The organism is Streptomyces sp. NPDC033131, from assembly GCF_055578365.1.
This window is the reverse complement of record NZ_JBVIPA010000051.1, coordinates 1-18,767: the sequence shown is the minus strand read 5'-3', so window position 1 is coordinate 18,767 and position 18,767 is coordinate 1. Positions and strand designations below refer to the sequence as shown.

At 72.0% G+C, this 18,767-nt stretch carries 13 protein-coding genes; 9 read left to right on the top strand and 4 right to left on the bottom strand.

The window, feature by feature from the left end:
- Positions 1 to 4 precede the first annotated feature (4 nt).
- From ACZ5XS_RS39645 to ACZ5XS_RS39630, 4 genes are all read left to right on the top strand, one after another.
- On the top strand, positions 5 to 1,180 hold the full coding sequence (locus tag ACZ5XS_RS39645) for an aromatic ring-hydroxylating oxygenase subunit alpha (RefSeq protein ID WP_468659805.1): 1,176 nt from the start codon (positions 5 to 7) through the stop codon (positions 1,178 to 1,180).
- Positions 1,161 to 2,627 (top strand): aldehyde dehydrogenase family protein, encoded by a 1,467-nt coding sequence (locus tag ACZ5XS_RS39640; RefSeq protein WP_468659803.1) that lies wholly within the window; start codon positions 1,161 to 1,163, stop codon positions 2,625 to 2,627. Before ACZ5XS_RS39645 ends, ACZ5XS_RS39640 begins: the two co-directional genes overlap by 20 nt.
- A 107-nt stretch (positions 2,628 to 2,734) precedes the next feature.
- Entirely contained in the window at positions 2,735 to 4,291 is a 1,557-nt protein-coding gene (locus ACZ5XS_RS39635) for an APC family permease (RefSeq protein WP_468659801.1), read from the top strand.
- 16 nt (positions 4,292 to 4,307) lie between these two features.
- Positions 4,308 to 5,858, top strand: a complete 1,551-nt coding sequence (locus ACZ5XS_RS39630) for a GMC family oxidoreductase (protein ID WP_468659799.1) — start codon at positions 4,308 to 4,310, stop codon at positions 5,856 to 5,858.
- Between the two features lie 75 nt (positions 5,859 to 5,933).
- On the opposite strand, the gene ACZ5XS_RS39625 is transcribed toward ACZ5XS_RS39630, so the two are convergent.
- The 4 genes from ACZ5XS_RS39625 to ACZ5XS_RS39610 all read right to left on the bottom strand — a co-directional run bounded on the left by ACZ5XS_RS39625 (position 5,934) and on the right by ACZ5XS_RS39610 (position 13,921).
- The gene (locus ACZ5XS_RS39625; protein WP_468659798.1) at positions 5,934 to 10,556 is read right to left on the bottom strand and encodes a hypothetical protein; all 4,623 of its coding nucleotides are present in this window, start codon (positions 10,554 to 10,556) and stop codon (positions 5,934 to 5,936) included.
- 47 nt (positions 10,557 to 10,603) lie between these two features.
- The gene (locus ACZ5XS_RS39620; RefSeq protein ID WP_468659796.1) at positions 10,604 to 11,494 is read right to left on the bottom strand and encodes a hypothetical protein; all 891 of its coding nucleotides are present in this window, start codon (positions 11,492 to 11,494) and stop codon (positions 10,604 to 10,606) included.
- Between the two features lie 103 nt (positions 11,495 to 11,597).
- On the bottom strand, positions 11,598 to 13,124 hold the full coding sequence (locus ACZ5XS_RS39615) for a hypothetical protein (RefSeq protein WP_468659794.1): 1,527 nt from the start codon (positions 13,122 to 13,124) through the stop codon (positions 11,598 to 11,600).
- 101 nt (positions 13,125 to 13,225) lie between these two features.
- Complete coding sequence (locus ACZ5XS_RS39610) at positions 13,226 to 13,921, bottom strand: GntR family transcriptional regulator (RefSeq protein ID WP_468659792.1); 696 nt, start codon at positions 13,919 to 13,921, stop codon at positions 13,226 to 13,228.
- A gap of 170 nt (positions 13,922 to 14,091) precedes the next feature.
- Between ACZ5XS_RS39610 and ACZ5XS_RS39605 the strand changes: the two genes are divergently transcribed.
- Genes ACZ5XS_RS39605 through ACZ5XS_RS39585 form a run of 5 tightly spaced genes read left to right on the top strand, consistent with a single transcriptional unit; the run spans position 14,092 to position 18,501 of the window.
- Positions 14,092 to 15,393, top strand: a complete 1,302-nt coding sequence (locus tag ACZ5XS_RS39605; RefSeq protein ID WP_468659790.1) for an MFS transporter — start codon at positions 14,092 to 14,094, stop codon at positions 15,391 to 15,393.
- The gene (locus tag ACZ5XS_RS39600; RefSeq protein ID WP_468659788.1) at positions 15,390 to 16,235 is read left to right on the top strand and encodes a putative hydro-lyase; all 846 of its coding nucleotides are present in this window, start codon (positions 15,390 to 15,392) and stop codon (positions 16,233 to 16,235) included. Before ACZ5XS_RS39605 ends, ACZ5XS_RS39600 begins: the two co-directional genes overlap by 4 nt.
- An 18-nt stretch (positions 16,236 to 16,253) precedes the next feature.
- On the top strand, positions 16,254 to 17,012 hold the full coding sequence (locus ACZ5XS_RS39595) for a LamB/YcsF family protein (RefSeq protein ID WP_468659786.1): 759 nt from the start codon (positions 16,254 to 16,256) through the stop codon (positions 17,010 to 17,012).
- Positions 17,009 to 17,635 carry a 5-oxoprolinase subunit PxpB gene (pxpB, locus tag ACZ5XS_RS39590; protein ID WP_468659784.1) on the top strand — a complete coding sequence of 209 codons (627 nt, stop codon included), beginning with the start codon at positions 17,009 to 17,011 and terminating at the stop codon, positions 17,633 to 17,635. Before ACZ5XS_RS39595 ends, pxpB begins: the two co-directional genes overlap by 4 nt.
- On the top strand, positions 17,632 to 18,501 hold the full coding sequence (locus ACZ5XS_RS39585; RefSeq protein ID WP_468659782.1) for a 5-oxoprolinase subunit C family protein: 870 nt from the start codon (positions 17,632 to 17,634) through the stop codon (positions 18,499 to 18,501). The genes pxpB and ACZ5XS_RS39585 overlap by 4 nt, the downstream gene beginning before the upstream one ends.
- Positions 18,502 to 18,767 lie beyond the last annotated feature (266 nt).

Below are 18,767 nucleotides of genomic sequence, written 5' to 3'. Positions count from 1 at the left end.
CCCCGTGACGACGACCCCCGCCCCCCAGACCCCGCTCTCCGAGGCCCCCCGGATCTCCCCGAGCCTGATCGCCACCCTCCCCGGGGACTACTACACCGACCCCGAGATCTTCCGGCAGGAGCAGGAGCACCTGTTCGAGTCCATGTGGTTCTGCGCGGTCCGCGGCGCCGACCTGGCCACCCCGGGCGCCTTCCGCACCGTCCAGATCGGCCGCGAGAACGTCCTCATCACGCGTGGCCGCAAGGGCGAGCTGCGCGCCTTCCTGAACGTCTGCCGCCATCGCGGTGCCCGGCTGTGCACGGAGGAGTCCGGCGAGGTGCGCCGCAACCTCCAGTGCCCGTACCACGCATGGACGTACGACCTCGACGGCAAGCTGATCGCCGCGCCCAACCTGATCAAGATGCCCGACGTCGACCGGGTCGCCTACGGATTGATCAAGGTGTCCCTGCGTGAATGGCTCGGCTACGCCTGGGTGTGCCTCGCCGACGAACCGCCCTCCTTCGAGCAGACGGTCATGCACGCCGCCGTGGAACGGCTCGGCGACGTGGCCGCCATCGACCACTACGGCACCGAGAACCTGGCGCTCGGCAAGCGGATCGTCTACGACGTGAAGGCGAACTGGAAGCTGATCGTCGAGAACTTCATGGAGTGCTACCACTGCGCGACGATCCACCCCGAACTCACCGACGTCCTCCCTGAGTTCGCCGACGGTTACGCGGCCCAGTACTACGTGGGCCACGGCGCCGAGTTCGGCGAGGAGATCAGGGGCTTCACGGTCGACGGCAGCGAGGGGTTCGCCAAGCTGCCCTCGGTCTCCGAGGACCAGGACCGCCGCTACTACGCCATCACGGTGAAGCCGACGGTCTTCATCAACCTCGTACCGGACCATGTGATCCTTCACCGCATGTTCCCCCTGGCCGAGGACCGCACGGTCGTAGAGTGCGACTGGCTGTACGCGCCGGACGTGGTGGAGTCCGGGGCGGACGTGTCGAAGTCGGTGGAGCTGTTCCACCGGGTGAACGAGCAGGACTTCGAGGCCTGTGAACGCACGCAGCCGGCGATGGCGTCGCGTGCGTACCGCAGGGGTGGTGTGCTGGTCCCCACCGAGCACCACATCGGGATCTTCCACGAGTGGCTCGTGGAAAAACTGGGAGGCAGTCATGCCGGACCTGTTCATTGACGGCACCTGGCGCAGTGCGGTCGACGAGCGCACCCGCGAGATCCGCTGTCCCGCCGACGGTTCCCTGGTGGGGGTCGTGGACGAGGCGGGCGGCAAGGACACGGTGGAGGCGATCGCCGCCGCCCGCCGGGCCTTCGACGAGGGGCCGTGGCCGCGCACGTCCCCGAACGAGCGCGGTGACCTGCTGCTGCGGGTCGCCGGCCTCCTGATCCGGGACAAGGACGCACTCGCCCGCGCCGAGTCCCTGGACACCGGGAAGCGGCTCGTCGAGAGCGAGTACGACATCGACGACATCGCGAACTGCTTCCGCTACTTCGGGCGGCTGGTCGCGAGCGAGACCGGCCGGGTCGTGGACACGGGAACGGAGGGCGTCGACAGCCGGGTGGTGTACGAGCCGGTCGGTGTCTGCGCCCTGATCACGCCGTGGAACTACCCGCTCCTGCAGACGGCCTGGAAGGTCGCTCCGGCGATCGCCGCCGGCAACACCTTCGTGCTGAAGCCGAGCGAGCTGACCCCGCACACCGCGATCCACCTCATGCGGCTCCTGACGGAGGCCGGACTGCCCGCCGGGGCCGGCAACCTCGTCCTCGGCGCCGGCCCGGAGGCGGGTGCACCGCTCGGCGACCATCCGGACGTGGACCTCGTGTCCTTCACCGGAGGTCTGCAGACCGGTCGCCGCCTGATGGTGGCCGCGGCCGCGACCGTGAAGAAGGTGGCACTCGAACTCGGCGGCAAGAATCCCAACATCGTCTTCGCCGACGCCGACTTCGAGGCGGCCGTGGACATGGCGCTGACGGCCGTGTTCCTGCACTCCGGGCAGGTCTGCTCGGCGGGAGCCCGGCTGCTGGTCGAGGACTCCCTGCACGACCGGTTCGTGGACGAGGTCGTACGCCGGGCCCAACTGATCCGCCTTGGCGGGCCGTTCGACGAACAGGCGCAGACCGGGCCGCTGATCTCGGCCGCGCACCGCTCGAAGGTCGAGGCGTATGTCGCCAAGGGCCTGGAGGAAGGAGCGGTGCTGCGATGCGGGGGTGCGCGCCCGTCCGGACCGGGTCTCGACGACGGTTTCTACTATCCGCCGACCGTGCTGGACGAGTGCACCGCCCAGATGTCGGTCGTCCAGGAGGAGTCCTTCGGACCGGTGCTCACGGTCGAGCGCTTCACCGGCGAGGACGAGGTGGTGCGCGTCGCGAACGACACCATCTACGGCCTCGCCGGCGCCGTCTGGACGACCGACGAGGGCAAGGCGGCCCGGGTCGCGGGGCGGCTGAGGCTCGGCACGGTCTGGATCAACGACTACCACCCCTACGTGCCGCAGGCGGAGTGGGGCGGCTTCAAACAGTCCGGCTTCGGGCGCGAACTCGGGCCGTCGGGCCTCGCCGAGTACCGCGAGACGAAGCACATCTGGCGCAACACGGCCCCCGTGTCGCAGGGCTGGTTCGCCTGACTCTCCTGTAACACCATGCACATGGCGTGCGCGTATAACCCCCCTCATTGATCCCGGCACCCGCAGCAGCCGCTCCTCCCCTCCTCCGGCCCACCAGGAGTCCGCTCATGACGACGACCGAGCAACCACCGTCCGGACAAAGAGACGACGCCGAGCTCGCCGAGTTCGGATACAAACCCGAACTCAAGCGCACCCTCGGCAGCTTCCACACCTTCGCCGCCGGAATCAGCTACATCTCGATCCTCACCGGCACCTTCCAGCTGTTCTACTTCGGCTACGGCAGCGGCGGCCCCGCCTACTGGTGGTCATGGCCGATGGTCTTCGTCGGCCAGTTCATGGTCGCCCTGTGCTTCGCGGAACTGGCCGCCCGCTATCCCGTCGCCGGCTCCGTCTACAACTGGTCGAAGAAGATAGGCAATACGCATCTGGGCTGGCTGGCCGGCTGGATGATGTTGATCGCCTCGATCGTGTCGATCTCGGCGGTGGCGCTCGCCTATCAGTTGACGCTCCCGCAGATCTCGTCGGCGTTCCAGTTCGTGGGTGACGGCTCCGGCAAGTACGACGTGGCGACGAACGCGGTCGTGCTCGCGACCGTGCTGATCCTGTTCACGACCCTGGTGAACGCCTTCGGTGTGAAGCTGATGGCCACCATCAACAGCACGGGCGTGCTCATCGAGCTGATCGCCACCGTCGTCCTCATCGTCATGTTCGCCGTCCACATCACGCGAGGACCGCAGGTGGTGACCGAGACGGCGGGCACCGGCGCCGGGCACCAGGCGGGCTACATGGGGGCGTTCCTGGTGGCCTCGCTGGCGTCCGCGTACGTCATGTACGGCTTCGACACGGCCGCCTCGCTCGGCGAGGAGTCCCTGGACCCGTCCCGCAACGCGCCGCGCGCCATCATCCGCGCCATCGTCGCCTCGTTCGTCCTGGGCGGCCTGATCCTGCTGCTCGCGCTGATGAGCGTCTCCAGCCTGAAGGGCGACAAGCTGTCCACGGACGGTCTGCAGTACATCGTGCTCGACGTGCTCGGCTCGACGGCCGGCAAGGCGATGCTGTGGTGTGTGCTGATCGCGGTCACGGTGTGCGCGCTGGCCGTCCACACGGCGGCGATCCGCCTCACCTTCGCGATGGCCCGTGACAACAACCTGCCCTGGTCCTCGAAGCTGGCCAAGGTCAGCCCGCGCTTCCAGACGCCGGTGCTGCCCGCGGTGATCATCGGAGTCCTCGCCGTGGCGATCCTCGTCGTGAACATCCGTCAGCCGCAGATCTTCACCGTCGTCACCAGCATCGGCATCATCATGATCTACCTCGCCTACCTCGGCGTCACCGCGCCGATGCTGGTGGCCCGGCTGCGCGGCAAGTGGCAGCCCGCGGGCGACGGCAAGTTCTCGCTGGGCCGCTGGGGACTGCTGGTCAACATCGTCGCCGTGGTCTGGGGCACGGCCATGACGATCAACCTGATCTGGCCGCGGGCCGAGGTCTACAACGCGGCCGCTCCGTACCACTGGTACCTGCGCTGGGGTGCCGTGCTGTTCGTCGCGGTCATCATGGGCGGCGGCTTCGCCTACTACTGGTTCGTCCAGCGGCACCGCACCGGTGTGCTCGCCGAGCACCAGCTGCAGGCCACCACGACTCCCCTCGCCGCCCCGGCGGCCGACTGACGGAGGTCCACCACTCATGAGTACCGACGAGTTCGACTATGTGGTGGTCGGCGGCGGCACCGCGGGCAACGTGGTGGCGGCCCGCCTCTCCGAGGATCCCTCGGTCACGGTGTGCGTCCTGGAGGCGGGTCCGAGCGACGTCGGCGACGACGACGTCCTCAGACTCGAGCGCTGGATGGGCCTGCTGGAGTCCGGCTACGACTGGGACTACCCCATCGAGCCGCAGGCGAGCGGCAACAGCTTCATGCGGCACGCCCGCGCGAAGGTGCTGGGCGGCTGTTCGTCCCACAACTCCTGCATCGCCTTCTGGGCACCGGCCGAGGACCTCGACGGCTGGGCCGCCCAGGGCTGTACGGGCTGGAGCGCCGCCGACCTCTTCCCGCTCTACCGGCGGCTGGAGAACAACGACGCTCCCGGCGACCACCACGGCCGCACCGGCCCGGTGAAGCTGCGCACGCTCAAGAGCGACGACCCGTGCGGCACGGCCCTGCTGGAGGCGTGTGCCCAGGCCGGAATCCCGACGACGCCCTTCAACACGGGCTCGACGGTGGTCCGGGGCGCCGGCTGGTTCCAGATCAACTCCGACGAGAACAACATCCGCCAGTCGTCCTCGGTCGCCTACCTCCACCCGGTCCTGGGCAAGCGGCCGAACCTGGAGGTACGGACGGGGGTGCGGGCGAAGAAGCTGGTGCTCGACGGCCGGCGCTGCGTGGGCGCCGAGTACCTGGACCCGGACCTGATCCACACCCGTACCGTACGGGCCCGGCGCGAGGTGATCGTGTCGTGCGGGGCGATCGACACCCCGAAGCTGCTGATGCTGTCCGGCATCGGACCGGCCGAGCACCTGCGCGAGGTCGGCGTCGAGGTCGTGGTGGACTCGGCCGGGGTCGGCGAGAACCTTCAGGACCACCCCGAGGGCGTCATCATGTGGGAGGCCGCGCAGCCCATGCCCACCTCGTCCAGCCAGTGGTGGGAGGCGGGCATCTTCTACGACACCGAGGAGGGCCTGGACCGTCCCGACCTGATGTTCCACTACGGGTCGGTGCCGTTCGACATGAACACGGCCCGCTGGGGATATCCGACGTCCGAGAACGCGTTCTGCCTCACGCCGAACGTCACGCGGGCCAGGTCGCGGGGGACGGTCCGGTTGCGCACCCTCGACTACCGGGACAAGCCGAAGGTCGATCCGCGGTACTTCACCCACGAGCACGACGTGCGGGTGATGACGTACGGCCTGAAGCTGGCCCGTCGCATCGCCTCGCAGCCGGCGCTGAGCGGCTGGGCGGGGGCGGAACTGGCCCCCGGCCCGCACGTGCGCACCGACGAGGAACTGCTCGACTACATCCACAAGACCCACAACACCGTCTACCACCCGTCGTGCACTGTGAAGATGGGCGCGGACGACGATCCCTCGGCCCCGCTCGACGCGCGGCTGCGGGTCAAGGGGATCGACGGGCTCAGGGTCGCCGACGGGTCCGTCATGCCGGACCTCGTCACGGTCAATCCGTGCATCACGACGATGATGATCGGCGAGAAGTGCGCCGACCTCGTGAGGGAGGACGCGTAGACAAGTGCCCCGTCAGGGGCGCGGGGAACTGCGCGACCAGCCACGACGGTCCCGCAGTTCCCCGTCCGCCGTCGGCTACGGCGCGCTCGGCGCCGGGCGCTTGAACATCCGCGTCGCGGTGATCTCGCTGTGCCCGGCTTCCCCGGCGGGAGCCTCACGGGGCAGTCCCGGCCGGAGGTGTTCCTCCACCCTGATGTACTTCAGCCCGGCCCTCAGGTCGGCGTCGTTGCGCAACCGGATGACCAGCGGGAACTCGGCGAGCGCGGTCGTGTCGAACAGGCCGGTGGTGTAAAGGAGCTGGACTCCGAGCGCGTCCGACACGGCACGCTGGAGTTCCAGCAGATAGGTCGCGTTGGCGCGCCCGATCGGGTTGTCCAGGAACAGCGTGCCGGCGTGGCGGTGCTTGTCGCGTCCGCGGTCGTTCGAACGCAGCGCCGCCATCGTGCAGTACAGGGCGATGGCGGCCGTCAGCAGCTGACCGCCGGAGAACACGTCACCCATCTGTCCGACGGGCACGCGCTCGGCGCGCAGGACGGCGTCCGGCTTGAGGATCTCGACGGCGACGCCCTTGGGGTGGAGTGCCGCGCCGACCCCGCGCAGCAGCAGGGACATGCCGTCGCGGCGCAGGTCGGAGTTCTTCTTGACGGCGGCCCTGGTCGCCTCGTCGACGACCTCGCCGAGCCGCTCGGTGAGGGTGGCCTGGTCGGGCTCCTCGAAGCGGATGCGCAGGAACTCCTGCCCGGACCACTCGCCGAGTCCTTCGGGCAGCCGGGACAGCCGCTGGGCGGACCTGAGCGTGGCCAGTGCCGACTCCACGAGCCCGCGCAGCCGGTCCACGATCGAGTCGCGGTTGCGCTCCAGCTGCTCCAGCTCGTCGGTCAGGACGCGCAGTCGGGGCGCGAAGGCGTCGGCCCACTTCTGGGCGTGCTCGGGCAGCGCGGACGCGGGCAGCTCGCGGATCTGCTGCCGGGCGGGTGTGCGGACCTGCTCGTAGCGCGTGGAGTTGGCGTGCCGGACGAGGATGTCGCTCGCCTCGCGCACGGCGGCCTCGGTGGCCGACAGGTCGGCGGCGCAGCCGCGCAGGGACCGGCGGGCCTCGGCGGCCGACTGCCGGGCCTCCTCCGGGCTGCCCGGGTATGCCTCGGTCTCCTCCGGCTCCTCCTCCGAGGCGGGTTCGCGCAGCAGGTCGCGGAGCATCGCGGCGATCTCGTCGAAGCCGCCGGCCGCGTCCTCGGCGGCGCGGTGGGCGTCGAGCAGTCCGGCGTGCGTCTCCCGGGCCTGGCTCAACGCCTCGGTGTGCGAGGCGAGTTCGGACGTGGCCGTCCGCAGCAGCGCCTGTGCGTGCTCGGCGTCGCGCGGCTGGACCTCCTCGGGCAGTTCGGTGTGCGTCTCGCCGTCCTCGGGCGCGTGCCGCTCGGCCTCGCCGCGCAGCCGCCCGAGCTGCTCGCTCGCGCCGGACATCCGGGTCTCCAGGAGCTGCACCAGCTCCTCGGCGCGTACGACGGCGGCCTGCCGGGACGGGCCGTCGGATCCGTCGGGCGACTGGAGCAGCTGCTCCGCGCGCGTGCGGACCTTGTTGCTCAGCCGGTCCAGATCGGTGCGCGCCGCGCTCTCGTCGCTCTCCGCCCGGGCCTGCTCGGCCCGCAGGTCGGCGCCGACGCCGACCTTCTCGTAGACCTGGGAGGCGGCCCGGTATGCCTCACGCAGGGCCGGCAGGGATGCGGTGGGATCCGCCGCGTCGTTCTGCGGTACGTCGTCGGGGGCGCCCGCGATCTCGGCGCGCTCGGCGCGCAGCGCGCGGGCGGTGCGGCGGGCGTCGTCGGCCGCGCGCTGGGCGGCGCGCCGGTCCTCGTCGGCGGCGCGGGCACGGTCCAGGCAGGTCTGGGCGCGGGCCTCCGACTCGGACGCCTCGTCGGCGAGTTCGCGCACCTTGACCTGCCAGCCGGCCCGCTCCCGGAGCCGGAAGGCGAGCCCGGCGAGGGCGTCGGCGGCGCGCCGCGCCTTCTGGGCGGCGTCCTGCCGTTCGTCACGGACCTGCGCGGCCTCGGCGGCGGCTTCGTCGGCCTCGGCCCGTACGGTCCGCGCCTCGGCGAGTTCGGCCTCGGTCTCCTCGGCGAACTCCCGCGTCTGGCGGGCGGCCCGGCCCAGTTCGACGAGGTGCCCGGCCGGGCAGCCGGTGCGCCAGGAGGCGAGCCGAGCCGCCAGCTCCCGGTCCTTGCCGAGCCGTGCCGCGAGGTCCCGGATCTCCTCGTCCCGCTCGGTGGCCCGCGCGCGCAGCGCCTGCCGCTCCTCGTCGGCGGCGTGCTCGTCGTGCATGGCCGGGTTGGGCGGGACGAGGAAGACGTCGCCGTTGTCGGAGTCGGGCGCCGGAGTCGGCGCGAGGAGGGCGGCTGCCGTGCCGACCGCCACGGCGGACCGCGGCAGCAGCGCCGCCTCGCTCAGCGCCTCGCGGGCACGCGCGTGCGTGCCGGGGTCGGTGATGATCACACCGTCGACCAGTTCGGGCCGCGCGGCCAGCACGCGCGCGTGGTCGGCCGGGTCGACGGCCTGCGCGAGATAGCGCCAGCCGGGCAGCGCGGGGATGCCGTGCTCGCCGAGGTACTCGACGGTCGCCAGCACGTCCGGGCCGGGCGGCAGCAGTCCGCCGTCGCCGAGCGCGCCGAGGATGCGGGAGTCGTCGGCGGCGGCCGTGCGCAGGTCGAAGAGCTGCCGTTCGGCGGAGGCGACGGCGTCGTCGAGCAGTTCGCGCAGCTCGTCGGCGAAGCGGTCGAGGTCCTCGGGGGTGAGCGCCCCCCGGTCCTTGTCGTCCGTCTCCTGTCGGGGCTGCGGAACCACCGAGGAGCGGGGGCCGCCACCGGTCAGGCTCAGCAGCTCGGCCAGTCGTTCCTCGGTGGCCAGCGCCTCGGCGAGGCGTCGCTCGGCCGCGTAGGAGCGTTCGGCGGCGGCGGCCGCGTCTTCCGCGCGGGCCGCGGTCAGTTCCGCGCGGGATTCGGCCGCCGCCGCTTCACGCGCGTGCTCGGTGGCTCGGCCGGCGGCCTCCCGTGCGGTGTCCCAGGCGGCGACCGCGGCCTTCTCGGCGTCGCTGGCGGCGAGGGCCGCGCGCGCGGGGTCGGCGTCGGGCGCGCTGTCGTCGAGCCAGCCCGCGCGCACCGCTTCGGCGGTCTCCTGCTCGACCTCGCTCAGCCGCTGCCGCAGATGCCCGACCTCGCTGCGGGCGCGCTGCGCCTCCGTGGCGGCGGAGGTGGAGTCCCGATGCGCGCGGTCGCTGATCTCCTGGAGGGCGGCGGAGCGCTCCTCCTCCTCGTCTGCGAGGGTTTCGGCGCCCGCCGCGGCCGCGTGCAAAGCCCGTACGAGATCGACGGCGGCCCGGGCCCGGGCGGCCAGCGCGGGGGCCGCGTCCCGCTCGGCCTCCTGGATCGCGACGGCCACACGGGCCACCCGGTCGGCGGCGGCGCGGTGGCGCAGCACGGCCTCGGCGGCCTGCCAGGCGGAGTGCAGCGTGCGTGCTTCGGCGAGTTCGCGCTTCTGCGCGGCGGCCGACTTCTCGCCGGCGGCGAGCGCCAAGGAGGCGTGTTGGTAGGCGAGTTCGGCCGCGATCAGCGCGCTGCGCTCCCGGGCCCCCTCGGCCCGCGTGACGGCGTCCATGGCGGCGGTGACCCCCTGGGCGAGGTCGGCGGCTCGTACGCGTTCCCGGGCGCCGCGCGCGGACAGCCGCCGCGCCAGGGTCCGCGTGCGGCGCTCGGCCCCGGTGTGGATGTCACGGGCGCGGGAGCGGGCCTCGGCGGCCTCGACGATCCGGCCGAGCAGGTCCACCGACCCGGCGGTGAAGTCCCGTTCGGCGATCAGCTCGGCGCGTCGCCCCAGCTTGTTGCCGAAGCCGCTGACCAGGTCGGCGAGGCCGTCGGTGTCGCGGGTGTCGGTCACCGCGCGCAGCAGCAGGTCGGTGAAGTCGGAGTCCTTCTTGACCGCGAAGAGGCCGGCGGCCTCGCCCTCGTCGGCGTTCATCTCCCGCTGGTAGCGGAAGAGTTCGGGGTCCAGGCCGAGCTCGCCGAGGTGCTCGATCCACCGGTCGTGGATCTCCTCCCAGTGCACCTCCAGATGCGGGTAGGCCTTTCCCGCCTCGGTGAGGGCGTCCCGGAAGCCCTTCATCGTGCGCCGACGGCCCTGCGCACCCGACTGGCCCTCGACGGACGACCGTACGGCGGTGGACTCGGCGACGGGCAGGTTGTCCAGGCTCAGACCGGGCCCGGGCCGGAAGGAGTACCAGGCCTCGGCGAACTTCCGCGGGTCGTTGGACACCTGGCGCCCGCGCCACTCGCTCACCTTGCCGACGACGACGCTCTCGCCGGTCAGCACGTGCTGCCACTCCAGCGCCACGTGACCGCAGTCGTCCGCGAGCAGGAACTTGCGCAGCACACCGGAGCTGGCGCCGCCGAGGGTGTTGCGGTGGCCCGGCAGCATCACGGAGAAGATCAGCTTGAGCAGCACGGACTTGCCGCCGCCGTTCTCCAGGAAGAGCACACCGGCGGGTGCCGGCCGGCGCGGCGGGCCGACGGGCTCCTCCTCGAAGAACTCCGCCTGGGTGGGCGCGGGGTCGGGCACGGGCCGGCCCACACCGCGCAGGTCAAGCACGGTGTCGGCGTAGCGCGCACCGGCGGGCCCGATGGAGTAGAGGCGGACCCGGGACAGCTCGTACATGGCGGACTCTCGTAAGTCTTCGGCAGGTGAGGGGATTCAGGACGGTTTCAGGACCGGGCCGGCGCGTGGAACGGCAGCCCGGCGTCGGCCACCAGTTCCAGGTCGTCGGTGTCCTCGGCGGGCAGCAGGGTCGGCGTCCCGTCGGTGACGGGAACGACGCCCAGCTCCAGCAACTCGGCCATCGCCGCGCTCCCCGCCATGTCCCGCACCTGGAGCTGGTAGCGGGCCGTGGTCCGGTAGGTGCCGCCGTTGTCGTCCCCGGTCCGCTGCAAGAACCCGGACTCGGTGAGGAAGGCGACGGCCTTGCCGACGATGCCGGTCGTCGAACCGGCGAGCCGGCGCGCGTCCTTGGTGGCGCCGGTCGCGCTGCGTCTGACCCAGATCCGCCAGGCGGCCTCCAGACCGGGCGCGTCGGTCGCCGGGTCGGTGTTCTCGCCCTGCTCCTCGGCACGCTCCTCCAGACGCCGGCAGGCCTGCCGGACGAACGCGTCGACGCCGTTGACCGAGACGCGCCCGATGTAGCCGTCGTCGGCGAGGTCCTCCGGCCGCGGGAACGCCATGGCGGCGACGGCGAGGTGCGCCAGCCCGTGCAGGAACCGGTCGCCGCCGTCGGCGGACGTCCGGCGCGCGTAGTCGCCCATCCGGACGGCGAACACCGAGTCCTCCGCGGCGGTCACGGCCATTCCCGCGCGCGGGGACACCTCCAGCACCACCAGTCCCAGCCCGGCCGCCACGGCGTCGGCGAGCCGTGCGAACGGCGGATCCTCGCGGTAGCGCCGCAGCAGTTCCGTGTACTCCTGGTCCCGGGCGGGCTGCAGTTTGGGCTGCAGCCCGAAGGCGACGAGCCGCGCCGCGTCGGCGGCGTCGGCGGGTGTGACGGCGGCGGTCACCGGCGGCGCACCGGCCTCCGGCTCACTCCACTCGACGTGCTCAGTCACGACTGCAACTCCCTGGACTCGAAAACGGAGAGACTGATTACCCACCTGGGGGCGCGGGGAACTGCGCGACCAGCCACAGACGGCCGGCAGCCGAAACCCAACATCAAGCGGCCTCCGTCCTGCCCGCAGCCATCCCCACCGCGTCCAACAAGGCCGTCCCCACGATCAAATCGGCCCCGCCGAACTCGGGGTCGTCCAACTCCACCCCGTCGTCCACGGCGAACAACAGCTTCTCCTCGCCCTGCCGGTACGCCGTGCCGACCGGCGGGCTGGCCGCGTGCACCGCCAACAGCGCGACGAGATAGGGCAGATCAGGATCCTGGCGCCGCGCCTCGGCGAGCAGCCCCGAAAGCCTGCGCGGCGCGTCCGCCGGCAGATCGAGCAACACCATGGCGCAGGCCAACTGCTCCTCGCTGAACCGGCTGTCGTCCGGCGTGGCGATGAGATCCGGCTCCGGCATCTCCGCACCCAGATGCTCCCGCTCCATCGGCGGCGTCAGCAGTATGTCGACGAGGTCCCCCACCCGCACCGACACCGGCGTACGCAACCCCGTTCCGCTCGCGAAGAACGCGTCGGTGACCCGGACCGCCTGCTCCAGGGCCAGCGGCAGGACCGGCGCGAGCAGATGCCCGTACAGGTCGGTGCCCGACGTCGTCATGGGCGTGGCGAAGGCCTGCCGGTCCTGCTCGGCGCGGAAGAGCGGCCCGGCCTCCAGCAGCCGGGACTGCAACTGGGTGTGCCGTCGGATGCAGTCCTTGACGATGTCCACCAGCTCGGCGGCGCGCCGCTTCTGCTCCGGGTCCTCGGACTCGTCACGCGCCTTGCGGATGTTCGTGAGGATCGCGTTCTCGTGGCGGTACCGGTCGGCGACGTGGTCGAGGGCCTCGGCGATCATGTCGGGGACGGTGTTGAGCCAGTCCACCGCGCGGACGTTGCGCCGGGTCGCGTCCAGTGCTCTGCGCAGCGTCTCCGAGTACTGCACCGTGCGGTAGCGGGCCTGTTCGGCGGCCAGTTGGGCGTCGGCGAGGCGGCCCCGGCTGATCAGCACCTCCAGCTTGACCTCGGCGGCGATCTGCGCGCTGGTGACATCGGTGTCCAGGGCGCCGACGAGGACGTTGACCGCCTCGTCCGTCGTCCGGAGATACACCGAGCCGCCGGGGCCGGGCACCTCCTCGATCAGCTTGAAGTCGTAGTCACGGCGCACGTACGTGCCGTCCTGCGCGAACGTGCCGTACACCGCGCGGAAGCCGCGGTCCACGCTGCCGACGTTGATCAGGTTCTCCAGGACCCAGCGGGCCACCCGCTCGTGTTCCGCGACGGGCCGCTGCGGGGCCTGGGCGGCGATGCGCGGGACGAGCCGGGCGACGATCTGGTCGTGGTCGGCGCCGGTGTCGAAGTCCATGTTCAGGGTGACCAGGTCGATGGCCGCGAGGGCCACCTCCGCCATGCCGTACACCGAGTACTCGCCGGCGAGGTTGGCCTTGCGGGCGTCGAGGTCGTGCAGCGGCGCGGTGCAGGCGAGCGCGCGCAGCCGCCGCGCCAGTCCCTCGTCGGCGGCCGGCCCCGGTGCGGGGCGCGGCCCCGCGCTGAGCTGGGGCGGAACACTGTCCGTCGATGCAGGCGAAGTCACGGTGCACAGACTAGGTCCTCGGTCTGACAACGACCCAAACGACGCAGATGCGACCCGGCCGGCCCGGCGTCACTGTGGTCACACCATGTGCGGCGGCCCCGCTAGCCGTCCTCGCCGACCCGCCGCCGGTACACCTCGACGATTCGCTCCAACGAGTCGGCGAGGTACACGGCGAGCAATTCCTCGGCCTCGTCCTTGTTCCCCGCCTGCAGCGCCCGCAGGATCTGCTGGTTGCGCGCGAGGTACGGCTCGTGCAGCCGGTGCGGGTCGTCGACCACGTGGAAGGCGAGGCGCAGTTCGGCGAAGACGCTGCGCATCAGCTCGTCGGTGCGGTTGCTCGCCGCGAGCGCGACCAGCTCCCGGTGGAAGTGGATGTTGGCGGTACCGAGCACTTTCCAGTCGCCGTCACGGGCCGCGCGCTGCCCTTCCGCCACGGCCTGAGCGAGACCGTCCAGAGCGTACGGCGGCTCACCGAGACCCCGTACGACGGCACACTCGACGAGGCCGCGGGTCCGGTAGATGTCCTCCACGTCCTCGACGGTCAGGACCCGGACGAAGACGCCCCGGTTCAGCTCGTGGACGAGCAGGCGCTCGTGTGTGAGCAGCCGGAACGCCTCGCGCAGCGTGTTGCGGGAGACGCCGAGGGCGCCGCCGATGCTGTCCTCCGACAGCCGGGTACCTGGCGGGAAGAACCCCTCGGCGATCCGGCTCCTGAGGATGTCCGCGACCCGCTCGGCCGTACTCGTGCGGCCCAGGAGGGCGCGGTCGTCGGCCAGTCCCGCCAGCTGCTCTGCCATGCCCGGATTCAATCGTAGATACAAGAACGAAACAACACGGGTATTGAAGGATTGTTCAACGATCCTCTACCTTGCTACGAACGGCGCATCACCTCACCGCGGCGTCCACCGCCCCCGCACGGCACGGCTCAGTCCCCAAGCACCCTCCGTCCTCCTTCTGCGAGGTGCCCATGAGCACGACCCCTCCACCTCAGTCCCTGACCACCGACGCGCAGCCCACGCCGGACGAACACCTCGACGACGACGGGGCGTTGGGCTGGCTGCGGGCCCTCGGGCCGCGCGGCCGCCGCGCCTTCGCCGGCGCGTTCGGCGGCTATGCCCTGGACTCCTACGACTACTTCACGCTGCCGCTCAGCATGGTCGCCCTGGCCGCCTACTTCGGCCTGGACAGCGGCCAGACCGGCCTGTTCACCACCGTCACGCTCGTGGTCTCCGCGGTCGGCGGCGCCCTGGCGGGCGTGCTCGCGGACCGGATCGGCCGCGTCAAGGCGCTGATGATCACGGTGATCACCTACGCGGTCTTCACCGTCGCCTGCGGTTTCGCGCCCAACTACGAGACCCTGCTGGTCTTCCGCGCCCTCCAGGGCCTCGGCTTCGGCGGCGAGTGGGCGGTCGGCGCGATCCTGGTCGCCGAGTACGCCAGTGCCAGGCACCGGGGCCGCACACTCGGCGCGATCCAGAGCTCGTGGGCCGTCGGCTGGGCGCTCGCCGCGATCATGTACACGCTGGTGTTCTCGTTCGTCGGCGACGACTGGGCGTGGCGGATCATGTTCTGGACCGGCGCGCTGCCCGCGCTGCTGGTCATCTGGATGCGGCGCCGGGTGCAGGACGCACCGGAGGCGATCGCCGTGCGGGAACAGCGGACCGAGAAGGCCTCGTTCTCGGCGATCTTCAAGCCCGGTCTGCTGCGCACCACGTTCTTCGCGGTCCTGCTCTCCACCGGCGTCCAGGGCGGCTACTACACCCTCGCCACCTGGGTGCCGACGTACCTGAAGACCGAGCGCGGTCTCTCCGTGGTCGGCACCGGCGGCTACCTGACGTTCCTGATCTCCGGCGCCTTCCTCGGCTATCTCACCGGCGGCTACCTCACCGACCGGCTCGGCCGCCGGCGCAACATCTGGCTCTTCGCCCTGCTGTCGGCCCTGTGCATCCTGGCGTACGCGAACATCCCGAGCGGTTCCAACACCCTGCTCCTGGTCCTCGGTTTCCCGCTCGGGTTCTGCATGTCGGCCATCTTCAGCGGCTTCGGGTCCTTCCTGAGCGAGCTGTACCCGACGGCGGTACGCGGCACGGGGCAGGGCTTCACGTACAACACCGGTCGCGCGGTGGGCGCCGTCTTCCCGACCACGGTCGGCTTCCTGGCCGACAGCTGGGGTGTGGGCGGCGCGCTGGTCTTCGGCGCGATCGGCTACGGCCTCGCCGCCCTGGCACTGCTGGGGCTGCCGGAGACGCGCGGAAAGGAACTCGCGTGAACCGCACGGAAGACCGAGCCCTCACGGTGACGAACGACCGCCCCCTGACCCTCCTCGACGAGCACGCGCACGCGTGGCGGCCGGCAGACGCCCGGATGCGCTTCCGCGCAGGGCTCGCGGGCCCCACCGCCGGGGTCGCGGCGGGCCACACCCAGGCCAACCTGATCTCGGTGCCCGCCGACTGGGCGTACGACATGCTGCTGTTCTGTCAGCGCAACCCCAAGCCCTGTCCGGTGCTGGACGTGACGGACGCCGGCTCCTGGACCACCGTCCTCGCGGACGGCGCCGACCTGCGCACCGATCTGCCGCGCTACCGGGTGTGGCGGGACGGCGAGCTGGTCGACGAGCCGACGGACGTGCGGGCGCACTGGCGCGGCGACCTGGTGTCGTTCCTGATCGGCTGCAGCTTCACCTTCGAATGGGCGCTGTCCGAGGCGGGCGTCCCCATCCGCCACGTGGACCAGGGCCGCAACGTGCCGATGTACGTCACCACCCGCCAGTGCCGTCCGGCGGGGCGACTGCACGGCCCCATGGTGGTGTCCATGCGCCCGGTGCCGCCGGAGCACGTGGCGACGGCGATCCGGGAGAGCAGTCTGCTCCCGGCGGTGCACGGCAGCCCCGTGCACTGCGGTGATCCGTCCGCGCTCGGCATCGACGATCCCGGACGCCCCGACTTCGGCGACCCGGTGGACGCCGAGCCGGACGACATCCCGGTGTTCTGGGCCTGCGGAGTGACCCCGCAGGCCGCGGTGATGGCCTCGCGCCCGCCGTTCGCCATCACGCACGCACCGGGACAGATGTTCCTCACCGACGCCCGCGACGAGCAGTACCGCGTGGCCTGAGCAGGAGACACTGGATACATGACCTCGATCGACCTGAACGCGGACCTCGGCGAGGGCTTCGGCCGCTGGCGGCTGACCGACGACGAGCAGTTGCTGACCGTCGTCACCAGCGCCAACGTGGCCTGCGGCTTCCACGCCGGGGACCCGGCCACCATGCGGCGGGTGTGCGAGCTGGCGGCCGCGCGCGGGGTCCGGATCGGCGCCCAGGTCTCCTACCGGGACCTGGCCGGGTTCGGGCGGCGCGCGATGGACGTGCCGCCCGCCGAACTGGCGGCCGAGGTGGCATACCAGATCGGCGCCCTGGAGGTCTTCGCGCGCGCGGCGGGCTCTCGGGTGTCGTACGTCAAGCCGCACGGCGCGCTCTACAACCGTGTCGTGCACGACCAGGAGCAGGCCGGCGCGGTCGTCGCCGGCGTGCTCCTGGCGGGCGGCACCCTGCCCCTGCTGGGGCTGCCCGGCTCCCGCCTGCTGGAACTGGCCCGGGAGGCGGACCTTCCGGCCGTCACCGAGGCCTTCGCGGACCGCGCGTACACCGACACGGGCACGCTCGTGCCGCGCGGCCTGGACGGTGCCGTGCTCACCGACCCGGAAGCGGTCGTGGAGCGCTCGCTGGGCCTGGCCCGCGCCGGTACCGTCATCTCTCATTCCGGGAAACCGATCGAGGTACGCGCGCGTTCTCTCTGCATGCACGGGGACACGCCCGGCGCGGTGGACCTCGCCCGCCGGGTCCGCGAACGGCTCGAGTCGTCCGGCGTCAAGGTGGAGGCCTTCGTATGAAGGCCCTGCCCGTCGGTGACAACGCCCTGCTCGTCGAGGTGGCCTCGGGCGAGGAGGCCCAGGCCCTGCACGCCGAGCTGGTGCGCCGCCGCGCGGAGGGCTCGCTGGCGGTCCGCGAGATCGTCCCCGCGGCCCGCACGGTCCTCCTCGACGGCCTCGACGACCCGGCCCGCCTGGCGTCCGAACTGGCCGCCGCCGAAGTCCCGCCCGAGCCCCCGCGCGCGGGGCACGTGATCGAGCTGCCGGTGCGCTACGACGGGCCCGACCTGGCCGACGTCGCCGCTCTCTGGGGCGTCCGTGAGGCGGAGGTGGCCCGTATCCACGCGAGCACCGAGTTCCGGGTCGCCTTCTGCGGGTTCGCCCCCGGCTTCGGCTACCTCGCCGGCCTGCCGTCGCGCTACGACGTGCCGCGCCGGGCCACGCCGCGTACGGCCGTCCCGGCGGGCTCGGTGGGGCTGGCGGGCCCGTACACGGGCGTGTACCCGCGCTCGTCGCCGGGCGGCTGGCAGCTGATCGGCACCACGGACGCCGTGCTGTGGGACCACGCGCGCGTGCCCGCCGCCCTGCTGTCGCCGGGTACGCGCGTGCGCTTCGTCGCTGCGGGGCCGGAGCGGACGTCATGACGGACCGCGCCCTGTCCGTCGTACGCGCCGGAGCGCTCACCACCGTCCAGGACCGGGGACGCCCGGGGCACGCACACCTGGGTGTGCCCCGCTCCGGCGCGCTGGACCAACCGGCGGCCGGCCTCGCCAACCGGCTGGTCGGCAATCGCCCCGAGGCCGCCGTTCTGGAGACCACGCTCAACGGCTGTGCGGTACGCCCCCGTTCGACGGTCACTGTGGCGGTGACGGGCGCGCCCTGCCGGGTGACCATGGACGGACGCCCGGTCGCCTGGGGCGCGCCGGTGCGCGTACCCGCCGGTGCGCTCCTGGAGGTCGGAGCGGCCGTCCTCGGAGTACGCAGCTACGTGGCCGTCTCCGGCGGCGTCACCGTGGAGCCGGTGCTCGGCAGCCGATCCACGGACCTGCTGTCGAGGCTCGGCCCGCCGCCCCTCAGCGACGGCGCGGTGCTGCCGCTGGGGAGACCGGAAGAGCTCCGCACGCGCGTGGACGTCGGCCCGCAGCCGGCTCCCCCTGCCGAACTCGTCCTGCGCGTGACGCCGGGTCCGCGCGACGACTGGTTCACGCCGGAGGCGGTACGGGCCTTCACCACCCGCACCTTCCGGGTGTCCTCCGCGAGCAACCGCATCGGACTGCGCACGGAGGGACCCGCCCTGGAGCGGGCCCGGTCCGGCGAACTCCCCAGCGAGGGCATGGTGCTGGGGGCCGTCCAGGTCCCGCCCGACGGCAGGCCGGTGGTGTTCCTCGCCGATCATCCGACCACCGGCGGCTATCCGGTGATCGGCGTCGTCCGCACGGCCGACCTCCCGGCCGCCGCACAGGCGGTACCGGGCACACCGGTGCGCTTCGTGGCCGTACGCCGCCGGTAAAACCCCTAGGGTCTGGCGCGTCGAGCTGCAAGGCGGAGGAGGGCGTCGACGCGATGGGGGTCCCCCCGCTCGAGCGGAGTCGGGAGTGGGGGAGTCGGCAACCGACGACAACGCCGCGGATCGGCGTGCCAGGCCCCGCGTCCGCGGCATGATCCGCCGGACAGGCCCTATTAGTGCTTCGTTAGGTCTTTGCGTTCTCACTGATCAAGAGCATGTTGGGAGTGTGGACAAGCATGAAGTGAACCGATTACGGGCTGCGTTGGGGC

Excerpts from the sequence above, each read along its gene's own strand:
- ACZ5XS_RS39635 (WP_468659801.1), top strand. The coding sequence starts at position 2,735 with ATGACGACGACCGAGCAACCACCGTCCGGACAAAGAGACGACGCCGAG.
- ACZ5XS_RS39610 (WP_468659792.1), bottom strand. The coding sequence starts at position 13,921 with ATGGCAGAGCAGCTGGCGGGACTGGCCGACGACCGCGCCCTCCTGGGC.
- ACZ5XS_RS39585 (WP_468659782.1), top strand. The coding sequence starts at position 17,632 with ATGACGGACCGCGCCCTGTCCGTCGTACGCGCCGGAGCGCTCACCACC.
- pxpB (WP_468659784.1), top strand. The coding sequence starts at position 17,009 with ATGAAGGCCCTGCCCGTCGGTGACAACGCCCTGCTCGTCGAGGTGGCC.
- ACZ5XS_RS39630 (WP_468659799.1), top strand. The coding sequence starts at position 4,308 with ATGAGTACCGACGAGTTCGACTATGTGGTGGTCGGCGGCGGCACCGCG.
- ACZ5XS_RS39595 (WP_468659786.1), top strand. The coding sequence starts at position 16,254 with ATGACCTCGATCGACCTGAACGCGGACCTCGGCGAGGGCTTCGGCCGC.
- ACZ5XS_RS39605 (WP_468659790.1), top strand. The coding sequence starts at position 14,092 with ATGAGCACGACCCCTCCACCTCAGTCCCTGACCACCGACGCGCAGCCC.
- ACZ5XS_RS39625 (WP_468659798.1), bottom strand. The coding sequence starts at position 10,556 with ATGTACGAGCTGTCCCGGGTCCGCCTCTACTCCATCGGGCCCGCCGGT.
- ACZ5XS_RS39640 (WP_468659803.1), top strand. The coding sequence starts at position 1,161 with ATGCCGGACCTGTTCATTGACGGCACCTGGCGCAGTGCGGTCGACGAG.